9 protein-coding genes are annotated in these 12,701 nt (G+C 57.4%); 4 read left to right on the top strand and 5 right to left on the bottom strand.

All coding sequences use genetic code 11. The features are described 5' to 3' along the window. Positions 1-80 precede the first annotated feature (80 nt). The 3 genes from sfnG to AVI_RS21895 all read left to right on the top strand — a co-directional run bounded on the left by sfnG (position 81) and on the right by AVI_RS21895 (position 4,004). On the top strand, positions 81-1,190 hold the full coding sequence (sfnG, locus tag AVI_RS21905; RefSeq protein ID WP_012654313.1) for a dimethylsulfone monooxygenase SfnG: 1,110 nt from the start codon (positions 81-83) through the stop codon (positions 1,188-1,190). 43 nt (positions 1,191-1,233) lie between these two features. Beyond that, a complete protein-coding gene (locus tag AVI_RS21900) occupies positions 1,234-2,472 on the top strand; it encodes an SfnB family sulfur acquisition oxidoreductase (RefSeq protein WP_041698655.1) in 1,239 nt (412 codons plus the stop codon). A gap of 77 nt (positions 2,473-2,549) precedes the next feature. Further along, a complete protein-coding gene (locus AVI_RS21895) occupies positions 2,550-4,004 on the top strand; it encodes an FAD/NAD(P)-binding protein (protein ID WP_080517044.1) in 1,455 nt (484 codons plus the stop codon). 46 nt (positions 4,005-4,050) lie between these two features. Here AVI_RS21895 and secD read toward each other — a convergent pair whose 3' ends face one another. The 5 genes from secD to tssH all read right to left on the bottom strand — a co-directional run bounded on the left by secD (position 4,051) and on the right by tssH (position 11,368). Beyond that, complete coding sequence (gene secD, locus AVI_RS21890; RefSeq protein WP_012654310.1) at positions 4,051-6,570, bottom strand: protein translocase subunit SecD; 2,520 nt, start codon at positions 6,568-6,570, stop codon at positions 4,051-4,053. 171 nt (positions 6,571-6,741) lie between these two features. After that, the gene (locus tag AVI_RS21885) at positions 6,742-7,137 is read right to left on the bottom strand and encodes a hypothetical protein (protein WP_139191584.1); all 396 of its coding nucleotides are present in this window, start codon (positions 7,135-7,137) and stop codon (positions 6,742-6,744) included. A 296-nt stretch (positions 7,138-7,433) separates the two neighbouring features. Further along, positions 7,434-7,940, bottom strand: coding sequence for a hypothetical protein (locus AVI_RS21880; RefSeq protein ID WP_041698651.1), 507 nt, complete (start codon positions 7,938-7,940; stop codon positions 7,434-7,436). 177 nt (positions 7,941-8,117) lie between these two features. Further along, positions 8,118-8,594, bottom strand: a complete 477-nt coding sequence (locus tag AVI_RS21875) for an Hcp family type VI secretion system effector (protein ID WP_012654308.1) — start codon at positions 8,592-8,594, stop codon at positions 8,118-8,120. Positions 8,595-8,656: 62 nt separating this feature from the next. Continuing rightward, entirely contained in the window at positions 8,657-11,368 is a 2,712-nt protein-coding gene (gene tssH, locus AVI_RS21870) for a type VI secretion system ATPase TssH (protein WP_012654307.1), read from the bottom strand. A 219-nt stretch (positions 11,369-11,587) separates the two neighbouring features. Between tssH and tssA the strand changes: the two genes are divergently transcribed. Then, positions 11,588-12,664 carry a type VI secretion system protein TssA gene (tssA, locus tag AVI_RS21865; RefSeq protein WP_012654306.1) on the top strand — a complete coding sequence of 359 codons (1,077 nt, stop codon included), beginning with the start codon at positions 11,588-11,590 and terminating at the stop codon, positions 12,662-12,664. Positions 12,665-12,701 lie beyond the last annotated feature (37 nt).

Genomic DNA, 12,701 nt, shown 5'->3' with positions numbered 1-12,701 from the left:
TATAAATATTGCGCAATGCAGCCAGCGAGATCGCATGCAATGTTGCAGGTCACTTTTGAAACCCAATGGAGGAGACGGATATGCCACACCAGAAAAGAGAGCCGCTGAAATTCGCCTATTGGGTTCCCAATGTCTCCGGCGGATTGGTCATCAGTTCCATCGAACAACGGACCCATTGGGGGATAGAGTATAACCGCAAACTGGCGCAGATTGCCGAGCAGAGCGGCTTCGATTACGCCCTCAGCCAGATCCGCTTCACCGCCGGTTATGGCGCCGACAACCAGCACGAATCCGTGTCTTTCAGCCACGCCCTACTGGCGGCGACTGAAAAACTGCGGGTTATCGCCGCCGTGCTTCCCGGCCCCTGGCACCCGGCCCTGCTTGCCAAGCAGATCGCCACAATCAGCCACCTCACCAACGGGCGCGTCGATGTGAATATCGTCTCGGGCTGGTTCCGGGGTGAATTTACGTCGATTGGCGAACCGTGGCTGGACCATGACGAGCGTTACCGTCGCTCAGAAGAATTCATCCGGGCCATTCGCGGCATCTGGACCGAGGACAGCTATAATCTGCGCGGCGATTTCTATCGCTTCAACGACTATTCCATGAAACCGAAGCCGGAAGGTGGGGTTCCACAGGTCTTCCAGGGCGGCTCCTCACGCGCTGCGCGAGACATGGCGGCCCGCGTGTCGGATTGGTATTTCACCAACGGCAATACGCCGGAAGGCCTGCAAGCCCAGGTCGATGACATCCGCGCCAAGGAAAAACTATTCGGCAAAACCTGGCGCACCAGGATTGGCATGAATGCCTTCGGCATTGTCCGCGACACCGAGCAGGAAGCTCAGGACACCCTGAAGGAAATCATCGACAAGGCCATTCCAGATGCCGTCAATGGTTTCAAGCATGAAGTTCAGAATGCCGGCAACGCCTCGCCGGAGCGCGAAGGCAATTGGGCAAAATCCACCTTCCAGGATCTGGTCCAATATAACGATGGCTTCAAATCCAACCTGATCGGCACGCCGCAACAGGTCGCCGAACGGATCATCGAGCATAAACGCGCCGGTGCGGACCTGATCCTGATGGGCTTCCTGCATTTCCAGGAAGAGGTGGAGTTTTTTGGCAAAAAGGTCATTCCGTTGGTGCGCGAACTGGAAGCGCGGGAAGACGGCGCACTGCAAGCTGCCGAATAACCGATCGAAATACGCAGTTGTCCGTTAACCCAGGGAGATTTTCATGAATATCATTGCAAAGCCGGAAAAAGCCGGAATACCTGCCATCCCGCGTCCCATTGAGCCCGCACATGTAATCAGAAGCGATGCGGAAGCCATCGAGATCGCCCATCGCCTCGCAGCAGATTTCGTCAAGGATGCGGCTCTCCGGGACCGGGACAGAATTTGGCCGGTTGCGGAACTCGACGCTTTTTCCCAAAGCGGCCTCTGGTCGATCAATGTCCCAAAGGAGTTCGGTGGCCCCGAGCTTTCTTATGCCACGCTGGCGAAAGTCATCGAAATCATTTCGCAGGCCGATTCCTCCATCGGACAGGTGGCGCAGAACCATCTGGGCGTCGTGGCGGCAATTCGCACCGTGTCCGACAAAGCCCAACAGCAATTGATCTTCGGGGAAGTGCTGAAAGGCTTGCGGCTGGGCAATGCCTTTTCGGAATTCGGCTCGAAACGGGCCGCCGATTTCGAAACGAAATTTACCGATCACGGTGATCATGTCATCGTTAACGGCAAGAAATTCTATTCCTCCGGTGCGTTACTTGCCCACAAAGTGCCAATCGTCGCCCTGGATGAGGAAGGCCGCGCCTGGTACGCCATCGCCGACCGCGATGCACCCGGCCTGACGGTTATCGACGACTGGTCCAGTTTCGGCCAGCGCACCACGCTCTCAGGCACCGTCATTCTAGAGAATGTCAAGGTGGACAAAGCCTGGCTGGTTCCGGGCTACAAGGGCTATGAGGTACCGACTGCCGACGGCGCAATTTTCCAGATCATCCAGGTTGCCGTCGATACTGGCATCGCCCAGGCGGCGATTGTCGAAACCATCGATTTCGTCCGCACCAAATCCCGGCCCTGGGTGGATTCAGGCCTGGAGCGCGCCAGCGACGATCCCTACACGATCCAGGCTGTTGGCAGCCTATCGCTACGCCTGCATGCGGCGCAGGCATTGCTGGAAAAAGCCGGTAGAGCCATCGACATCGCTGTTGCCAACCCCAATACCGACACCGTCGCCCAGGCACAAATCATCACCGCCGAGGCAAAAATTCTATCGACCGAGATTGCCATTGAGGCGACCAATAAATTGTTCGAACTCGCAGGCACGAGATCGACTTTGGCCGAGCACAATCTGGACCGTCATTGGCGCAATGCCCGAACCCATACGCTGCATGACCCGGTGCGCTGGAAATATTCCATTCTCGGCAAATATTACCTGAATGGCGAGAACCCACCGCTCCATGCCTGGAGCTGATAAAAGCATCGCACCGTTTCCGATTTTCTGCACGATGAAGTAGCCTAATGCCGATGAAATCTCGTGGAGAAACTTCCATGCCTGCCGCCAACCTGTCTCAGGCCAAAAAGCCGCCAACAATCGCCATCATTGGTGGCGGCTTTACCGGAGCAGCCGTCGCCTGGAACCTGGCCCGCAAGACACAGCCCGGCCATGTGCGCATCGTCATATACGAACCGCGGGCAAGACTTGGCGGCGGCCTTGCCTATGACACGGTCGATCCGGCTCATCGTATCAATGTCCCGGCAGACAGGATGAGCCTCGATCCGGACGAACCTCTCGACTTCCTCGATTGGGTCGGCAAGCACCGTCTGGGTGAGGAAGACAGGCAAGCGGCTTTGGACGATGGCAGGATATTTCCGCGCCGCCGCGATTTCGGTGTCTATATCGCCTCGAAGCTGGCACCTTATCTGGCCGATGGCCGGATAGAGCATGTCAAATCCGATGTCGTTGCGCTGGACCCGTCCACCCGCGGCTGGCGCGTAACACAAGCGGATGGAACAACACTGGAGGCAGATGATGTGGTGATTGCCACCAGTCATCCCTCCCCCAGGCCACCAAAGGCGCTTGCCACCATTCTGGAAGGACACCCACGCTTCATTCCCGATGCGACCGTGCCGGATGCGCTCAACGTCATTCGCCCGGAAGACAATGTATTGATTGTCGGTAATGGCCTGACGGGTGCCGATATCGCTGCGTCCTTGCTGGCGCGACACCATCAAGGGCCGATCACCAGCATTTCAAGACGTGGCCTGCGTTCCAGAGGCCATGCCGGGACGGTACAGGAGCCCTATGGGGACTTTATCGACCCGCCCAGTCGGTCGATCCGGCATCTGACGCGCCGCATCCGTGAACAGATCAACCATGCCGCAGCGGAAGGCATCAGTTGGCATGCCGTGCTGGATGCGGTTCGCGCTCAGGCCCAGGAGATCTGGGGCGCACTACCGCTCGATGAGAGGCGGCGCCTGGTGCGCCATCTGCGCCCCTTTTGGGATGTGCATCGATTCCGCATCGCCCCGCAAGTGGAAGGGGCCATCAACCAGGCGATCAGCAGGGGCCAGATGGAGATACTGGCAGCGTCGGTACAAACAGTATCCTATGATGGCTCGAAAATTCGTGTCTCCCTACGTCTGGCGCGCAGTACCGAAAAGGTGTCGTGTGTTGTCGATGCCGTGGTCATTGCCACCGGTCCGGCGCATGGCGCCATCATCGATAACCAGCCTTATCTCCGCAACCTTGCGCTTAAGGGCTTGATCGGCCTCGACCCGACCGGTCTTGGGCTGCATTGCGACCGGCAATCGCGCCTTCTCGACCAGCATGGAGCGGTAACGCCGGGCCTACTGGTCGCCGGACCGCTTGCCCGTGGTACCTTCGGGGAATTAATGGGTCTTCCCCAGGTCGCGCATCATGCTCGCGACATCGCCGATCATCTATATGCGCGGCTTGAGGAAGCCCATCGCGATGCGCCAGTAACCGCCGAAGACGCAGCATAAACGATAGCCCCGCTGCCGTCAGTGGACGGCAGCGGGGATCTGTTGATCAAGCCTCGACGGAACCGGCTGGCTTTTCTGGAGCGGCCGCCCGCTTGCGACGCCAATCGCCTAAGAACAGCAGGATCGGTGCGGCAATAAACACCGACGATGAGGCCGCAATGGCAATGCCGAAAATCATCGGCACGGCAAAGCTCTCAACCGCGCTACCGCCCCAGATGGCCATGGGCAACAGCGAAAGAAAGGCAGTGGCCGATGTATACAGGCTGCGGGCCAACGTTTCGTTGATCGACAGATCGATCAGTTCACGCAGCGGCATCGTCTTGTAAAGCCGCATATTCTCCCGCATCCGGTCATAGACCACGACCTTGTCGTTGACGGAATAGCCGACCAGGGTCAGCAGCGCCGCGATGGCCGTCAGGTTGAAATCAAGCCCGGTGAGCGCGAAGAAGCCAATCGTCTTGGTGACGTCGAGAATGAGTGTCGCAATTGCGCCAACCGCAAAAGGCCACTCGAAACGCGCCCAGATATAGCCCAGCATGGCCAGGCTGGCGAGGACAACCGAGAGGATACCCGCGGTCGCCAGTTCTCCCGACACCTTCGGGCCAACAACTTCGGTACGCTCTACCGACGCCGTTGCATCGATAACCTTTACCTCGGTTCTCAGCCGCTCCACCGCCGCGGTCTGCGCTTCTTCACCACCCGGCTGCCGCTCGACGCGAACCAGCAGGTGGCGAGCATCGCCAAATTCCTGAAGCGTGACATCGCCAAGCCCAAGCCCATCCAAGCCTGAGCGGAAGGCAGCGAGATCGGCGCGATCCTGGGTCACCACTTCAAGCTGGATACCACCACGAAAATCGACGCCATAGTTCAAGCCGGGCGTGACGAACAGGATAAGAGAGGCAATCGAAAGGAACGCAGAAATGCCGATGCCAACGAAGCGCGCCCGCATGAAACGAATGCGTGTTCCATCAGGGATCAACTGGAGGGGAAGCAGCGGCTTGATATCGAGACGCTTCAGCTTGTAACGCCTGATTATGGCGAGCATGACGACACGCACCACCGAAACCGCTGTGAACATCGATATGGCAATGCCCAGACCCATGGTGATGGCAAAACCGCGAACAGGGCCAGAGCCGAACCAGAACAGCAGCAGGGTGGCGATCAACGCCGTCACATTACTATCGATAATGGTGGAATAGGCCCGGCGGAAACCGGCATCCAGTGCCGCCATGGCACCACGGCCCTTGCGGGTTTCTTCCCGAATCCGCTCATTAATCAGAACGTTGGCGTCAACCGCAAGGCCAATGCCGAGCACAATACCCGCGATACCCGGCAGCGTCAGCGTCGCCCCGATCAGCGACAGGCAGGCGAAGGTCAGGATGACATTGAGACCGAGGGCCAGATTGGCGACTATTCCCCATCCACCATACAGCACGATCATAAATCCGACGACCAGCGCAAAGCCGATCAAGCCGGTATAGACACCCATCTTGATGGCGTCCGCGCCCAGGTCAGCACCAACCGTCCGCTCTTCAATGACCGTGAGCTTGACGGGCAACGCCCCGGCGCGCAGCAATGCAGCAAGGTCCGTTGCGCTTTCCACCGTGAAATTCCCGGAAATCTGGCCGGAACCACCAGTAATCGGCTCACGGATGACAGGGGCAGACAGAACCTTGTCGTCCAGAACAATGGCAAAAGGCTTGCCAACATTGGCGCGGGTGATTTCAGCAAAGCGCGCCGCACCCGCCGTATCGAAACGGAAACTGACCAGCGGTTCATTGGTATTCGGATCGAAACCAACACGGGCATCGGTCAAGCGGTCGCCTGCCAGTTCCACCCGGTCATCAACCGGATAGGTGCGGCCCTCATCGTCCTTCAGCATGGTGACGCCGCGCGGTACGGCTGCGCCATCCGTGGCATTTTCCGACAGCATATGAAAGCTCATCTTGGCGGTAGAGCCCAGAAGTTCACGAATGCGCGCCGGGTCCTGCGTACCCGGAAGCTGCACAAGAATACGATCGCCACCGATGCGCTGGATCGTTGGTTCGGCAACACCAACCTGGTCGATACGCTGGCGGATGATTTCCAGGCTCTGTTCCACTCCGGCATTGGCACGGTCGGTAATTCCGGCCTCGGCAAGTGTAATGGATATGGTGGCGCCCTCACCCGTAAATGCCAGATCAGGCGCGCCCGTCAGACCGACCGGATGGGCAAGCTTGCCCAAGGCGGTCAAGGCTGCGGCTCTTTGCTCCGCCGACTGAAGGGTCACGACCAGCGACGAGCCACTTTTGCGCACTGTCGCGGCATCAACGCCATCGTCGCGCAGCGCACGGCGCGAATCCTGGATCAGGCTTTGCAGTCTTTCCTGCACCAGATCGGCGCTATCGACCTCAAGCACCAGATGAGAGCCGCCGCGCAGGTCAAGGCCAAGTGCGACCTTGTCCTTCGGGAACCAGGAGGGAAAGCTATTGAGCGTGTTTGGCGACAAAATATTCGGCAGTGCCGTTAGGATGCCAAAGGCGATGATGACCACATAGGTGGCCACAAGCCAGGGAGAGGTTTTCATAGAACAGTATCCATGCCTGCGCCGCTGCTGCCGATGCGTCTTCACATGCCAAACGCCGCGAAAAGGCTATAAGCTTAAATGAAACGCTTGATGTCTGCGGCATAATCCTGATCACAGGTATTGAACGGCAGACGGTCGGTGCGCGGTCGCGCGTTGATCGAAAAAACGGGATCAAGCCGACAAGGATGGCGGCGCCCTGGCCAGGTTAGCACGCGAAATCCGCCCGGAAACCAAGGGCGAAGAACGCTCGACACGCTGGACGGAAGACCGCCCGACAAGCAGGAAATGCTCAGCCCCCAAGCTCAGTACAGCCACAGGCGGCGGCACTGGAACGCGTGGATCGGGCCGGGACGCCAGTGCAACAGCCCGGCTGCCATTTTCCCGTGCAGCCAGATGCTGCGTCTGCTGGGGCGCATGCAAAAGCGCCGACCCGTGTGCGCCAAGCGGCGCGGGTAACGGTGCCCCAAACAAAAAGCCGAGATAGGCAACCGCAAGCGCGATAATCGCAATCAGAACGCCGGGCTTCAGACCTTTTGAAAAAGTCTGCTCTTCGTTTGCCGACATCATATGTTGGTTAATCGCCATGGCCGTGATTAGCAGAGCAGCACGATGCTGTCGACCCTTGCGCGGTTTGGAGATCGAACGCTACTGCCATCCGGCTGGGTCAAACGACAGTTCACCGCGATGCGTGCTCGACTTCGTAATGAAGCATCATGCCGATGACATGACTGCGGACAACAGACGAATATCTGCTCTTCGTATTTCTCACAGCAGCCCCACTGTCTAACACCACGGCGCGAAGATGCTGATGCATCCTCGCCTTGAAAGCATTCGGTGCAAACGAGATGCGAGAGCTCAAAATGTCAGAGGCGCTCGCCCACCAGGTAGGCATAGCGGAACTTGATCGAATTATTGGGACGTTGCGCATCGATCTTCGGACCATACATCAGGTCCGCCGTCAGTATACGACCGGCATCAGCAGCCTTCGGCACAGTACCAAGCAGATAAATATCGCGGCTGAGATAGGTTCGGGTCTCATTGGCGTCCGATTCCATGTAGTTCACTTGAACGACAAAGGCGCCATCGCCGGTTTCCAACAGTTTTGCGAGGATTTTGGTTTCGTTGTTTTCCAGCCATTTCTTTGCCCAATGGGTCAAGGCATAGCTGTTCAGAGCCTCCGATCCCATGCGCAGCGCAGATGCAGCAGCGCCTCCAACGGCGTTGCGAGAGGCAACCTCGCGCGGGCCTGGTGCATAGGTAATATAATCCAGTGACGGACCTCGCCCCATACGGCTCATGGGCTGGGAAACATCATTGCTGTTAAACGGCTTCATCTTCAAACTTGAGGAAGAAACATCGAAATCAGGCATAGCCTTCTCCTTGAATCACGATAGACGTGCGTGATACCGAAGGCCGAAGTTGCTCACGCACCCTCACCTTGAAGACGCTATCAGGGAACATTCGCTCGAACGGGCGCATCCGAAATATCGGCATCACAACAAATACGGCACCGCCCGAAGGCGGTGCCGCTGCAGGAGAAAGGCGGATTACGCAGCCTTTGTGGTCGACAGATCGTAAGATGCGATCATCGGCGACTTCGGGTTATTCTGGTCGTCGTAAGGCGTATACTTCACTTCGATCTTGGTGAAGTTCAGCTTGATGGTTTCGACCGGACGGTCACCACTGGAATCGACGGAATAATTGGCGATCAGCGTGTTGGTGAGCGTGTATTCGATATAGGTATTGCCGGGATTGCCGGTGGTGACCATGTGGATCACCGCTTGCTTGCCAGTGCGGCCAGCGCAGGCTTCCTGGAACAATTTCGTGGAAGAGGAATCGCTGACCTTGGTCAGGATGACTTCGGAAATTGCGGGTTCAGAGGCTTCACGGTTGGCGGTAGAACCAGCCGTGGTGTTCATGGCGCGGCTAACGTTCCAGTGAATAGCCTCGATGTCCATCCAGTTGCGGTGCTCTTCGTGGGTCGCATCACCCTGGATACCATCGACCTTCAGATAAATCGGCATATAAATTCTCCTATATAAATTGAAATCACCTCGTTCACGGCGAGGTATGGTTCACCTTTCACTCACTGCCGCATGCGTCTGGATACCCCTTCCGACGCGGCATCCTTATCCACCGATGCACCCGAGGCATCGGCGAATTCCTCTTTTTCCCCAGCGGCCCCGGCGCGAACGCCGAACCCTTTTTCATCATGGGTTACCAGAGCTTCGGTAACCTTTGCGCCAGATGCGACCAGCTCAAGGAAGAAGCTGGAAAGCGGCGGCAACAGATCCCGGCCAATCATGATTTCGATGGCACGAGCTCCGATCTCACTTGCAACAGCGCGTCCGACCAGCGCATTGCGGGCCTCTTCGGACAGAGCAAGCTCTGTGCCATAGGCCGAAAAAATACGCTCCCGAATGCGGTTGATCTGGATATCGACGATCCGCGACAGGGCCTCCTTGCCAAGCGGCATGAACGGCAACAGCAGCGTGCGTCCGAGGAAGGCCGGCTTGAACTGCTTTTGCAGTTCCGGCATCAACAATGCTTCCAACGCCTCACCTTCGGGCATGGTGTCTGGATCAAGGGCCAAGGAGGCCAGCAATTCCGAGCCGGTATTGGCCGTCATGAAAATCGTGGTATTGCGGAAGTCAACATCGCGGCCTTCGCCATCGCGCAACATTCCCTTGTCGAAGACCTGATAGAAAATGTCCTGGACACCGGGATGCGCCTTGTCGATTTCGTCGAGCAACAGCACGCCATAGGGCCGACGCCGCACGGCTTCGGTCAGCACGCCGCCTTCGCCATAGCCGACATAGCCTGGAGGAGCACCCAGCAGCATGGATACTTTGTGCTCTTCCTTGAACTCCGACATGTTGATCGTCGTCAGATGTTGGCTACCACCATACATCAGATCAGCCAGGGTCAGCGCGGTTTCGGTTTTACCGGTTCCCGACATGCCGACCAGCATGAACACGGCAGGCGGACGACGTGGATCGGAAAGCCCGGCGCGCGCCGCACGCATGGCGTCACCGATCCGTTCCAGTGCGGCATCCTGGCCGATTACCTTTTCCTTCAACCTCATATCGAGGCTTTTTGCGCTTTCAATCTGGTCGGCCAGCAGTTTGCCCAGAGGAATGCCGGTCCACCGCGCCAGGACGGCGGCAACAACATTGCGATCGACCTCATGCGGTACAAGCTTTTCTTCGCCAGCGGAGGTCGGCGCCAGAGACGCCGCGCGGCGGACAAGCCCCCGTGTCCGCAGAGGAGTGATCAATGGTGTGACGTTAACATCAGGAGCATCCTTCGACGCCATCTTATCACTGTCTACGGCGGGCGCTTCGTCACTCGCTGCCAGCGCTGCAATTTCAGCATCATAGCGCGCTTGGAGGCTATCGATTTCCTTAGCCAGGCGCTCCATTTCAGTGGTCACGGCCTGGCGGCGCTCCTGCACATCCGTATTTTCTGGCTCACGGGCAAGCCAGTCGGTCTCGACCGTGAGATGCGCAAGCTCGCTTTTAAGAAGCAGTAATTGTTCCGGCACCGTCTGGCGCGCCAGCGAAACCGTGGCTGCGGCGGTATCGATCAGGCTGACCGCCTTATCAGGCAATTGGCGGGCTGGAAGAAAGCGGGCAGAAAGTTGCACGGCAGCGACGATAGCCTCGTCACGGATCTTTACCCCATGATGGGCCATGAAGGTCTCAGCTATTCCGCGTAACATGCGGATCGCGGTTTCCTCGTCCGGCTCACGCACATGCACGGGTTGGAAGCGGCGGGTAAGCGCTGCGTCTTTTTCGAAATACTTCTTGTACTCGCTCCAAGTCGTGGCAGCGATTGTCCGCACTTCACCCCGCGCTAGCGCGGGCTTGAGAATATTGGCGGCATCGCCCTGCCCGCTTGCCCCACCGGCACCGATCAGTCCATGCGCTTCATCGATAAACAGGATGATAGGTTCCGGCGAACGTTTCACCGCTTCGATAACGCCGGTCAACCGCCGTTCGAACTCACCCTTCACGCCAGCGCCTGCCTGCAACAGAGTCAGATCGAGCATCAGAAGCCGTACGGATTGCAATTTTTCCGGCACGCGTCCGGCGGCAATCTCCAGCGCCAGCGCTTCGGCCACCGCTGTCTTGCCAACGCCCGCTTCACCGACCAGGATCGGGTTATTCTGTCGCCGGCGCAACAAAATGTCGATCATCTGGCGAAGTTCGCCATCACGGCCGACGACAGGATCAAGCCGGCCCGCCCGCGCATCCTCGGTAAGGTCATGAGTGTAAAGTCGCAGGAACTCGTCTTCCCGGACTGAGGCCGGAGACAGCGACGATTTTGGCGTCTCGGCGACAACGTCTGTCTGCAAAAGTGTTTCGAGTGCTGTTCGGTCCAGCATCCTCAGCGACGGGAAACGACCACGGGTCAAGGCCCGAAGCGACGGCTCATCATCCATAGCCGCAAATATATCGGCAAGCGTAATCGCACGTCTTCCAGACTGGAGCGAAGCACAAATCCAGGCTTCACGACCCAAAGTCAGAATATTCTGGGATAAAGCGAGCTGACCGGATCCGGACACCACGGTGTCATCGAGCGCATCGCTCACTTCGCGGCGAAGTGCTGCAATGGGCAAGCCCAATTGTTCCAACACAGGTTGAAACGACGCCGCATCCATGACGGCGGCAAGCAGATGAGCAATATCAACCTGTCCGTGTCCGCGCCCGGCTGCTGTGGATGCAGCCGTCTCAAGCGCGACACGCAAATTAGGCTCAAGCGATTCGATCAATCGATTGAGGTCAATATGCGACATGCAAAAAGCCTCCCCAGCAACGACCTTACCTTCGTTGGAATGAACAACTAAGGCGATTACCCCAACCTGTCCAGAGCGCGAGATAATTTTTTTAAGATATGCAAAGCCAGGCATCACCCCCGACATCAAACAAATGACCTCAGGTTGACAAAAATATAACTGCGCCCCACATTAACAAGTGGCATATATTAGTTAATTCAAAATGGGGCTAGTCTATCGTTGATCGACAATGAATTGGCTACAGCATTAGTAGAAAACGGACCTTGCGGAATAAATATTCGCGTGGATGCCAATTATCGTGAGGTATACTACAGAATTAAGGACGCAAGGAACCAAGCAAGGACGGAAGAAAGATCTACGACACCTGGAGAGGTTATCAAAGTTTCCCAAAGTTGGAACCTGGTGAGCAATCTTGGATTGCAAATTACTTCTTCCGTCAGCAAAGATCTCGAAGTATTGGCTTGGCTTGCAGAATCCCGTTTGCGACTTGAAGGGTTTCCCGGCCTGAGTGAAGTTTATGAAGCGACGGCGTCGCTTATAGAACGATATAGCGACGAGCTTCATTCGATTGATGATGAAGATATCGAGGAAAAGCTGGCACCCTTTGCCGGATTGAATGGTTTTGGCGCCGAGGGAACATTGATTCAGCCCTTACGCCTGTCTTCGCTTTTGCCGCTTGGGAAATTCGGGGAATTCACGCTTTGGGACTATCAACTTGCCCAGCGCAGTGATGAAACGGGTTTGCGCGATAGCCTGCATCAGGCCGCAGCCGAGGCCGGAATAGCTGCTCTCTCTGCTCATCTGGCCGAGGTCAACACATGCCTCGCCGCCTTCAATGGCTTCAATGCGCTCGTTACCCAGCGCTACGGACAGTTTGCCCCACCGGCATCCAATATCCGCAACGTGCTTGAGGAAATCATTGCGGCGATTCGCAGTCTTGGCGGGCGCGACGACGCGACATTGCCTGCCAATCAGAATGCCACCCCTTCAGGTGAAGATGGACAGACGACCCAACAGAATGCTGCGGCCGGCGCAATCCAGCCCGCTGCCCGCCCAGCCGAGGGGCCCGAAGGCATTGCTTCGCGTGAAGACGCCTTCGATCTCCTGATGAATGTCGCCCGCTATTTCCGCCGCACGGAACCGCATTCGCCGATTTCGCTGTCGATTGAAACCCTGGTGCGGCGAGGACGCATGGATTTTTCCGAATTGCTGACGGAGTTGCTGCCGGAAGCACAGACCAGAAATGCCATTCTCATTGCTGCCGGCATCAAACCGGCCAAGGAGAGCGGAAACTAACACACATCGGCGGAGGCTTCGGCATCCGCCTACCGGA

Source organism: Allorhizobium ampelinum S4 (genome assembly GCF_000016285.1).
Lineage (GTDB): Bacteria > Pseudomonadota > Alphaproteobacteria > Rhizobiales > Rhizobiaceae > Allorhizobium > Allorhizobium ampelinum.
Note: the sequence above shows the minus strand (reverse complement) of the source record. Positions and strands in the feature narration are given on the sequence as shown.

What these genes read in the sequence shown, in the direction of transcription:
- sfnG (WP_012654313.1), top strand. Translation starts at nt 81, where the DNA reads ATGCCACACCAGAAAAGAGAGCCGCTGAAATTCGCCTATTGGGTTCCC.
- AVI_RS21900 (WP_041698655.1), top strand. Translation starts at nt 1,234, where the DNA reads ATGAATATCATTGCAAAGCCGGAAAAAGCCGGAATACCTGCCATCCCG.
- AVI_RS21895 (WP_080517044.1), top strand. Translation starts at nt 2,550, where the DNA reads ATGCCTGCCGCCAACCTGTCTCAGGCCAAAAAGCCGCCAACAATCGCC.
- secD (WP_012654310.1), bottom strand. Translation starts at nt 6,570, where the DNA reads ATGAAAACCTCTCCCTGGCTTGTGGCCACCTATGTGGTCATCATCGCC.
- AVI_RS21885 (WP_139191584.1), bottom strand. Translation starts at nt 7,137, where the DNA reads ATGATGTCGGCAAACGAAGAGCAGACTTTTTCAAAAGGTCTGAAGCCC.
- AVI_RS21880 (WP_041698651.1), bottom strand. Translation starts at nt 7,940, where the DNA reads ATGCCTGATTTCGATGTTTCTTCCTCAAGTTTGAAGATGAAGCCGTTT.
- AVI_RS21875 (WP_012654308.1), bottom strand. Translation starts at nt 8,594, where the DNA reads ATGCCGATTTATCTGAAGGTCGATGGTATCCAGGGTGATGCGACCCAC.
- tssH (WP_012654307.1), bottom strand. Translation starts at nt 11,368, where the DNA reads ATGTCGCATATTGACCTCAATCGATTGATCGAATCGCTTGAGCCTAAT.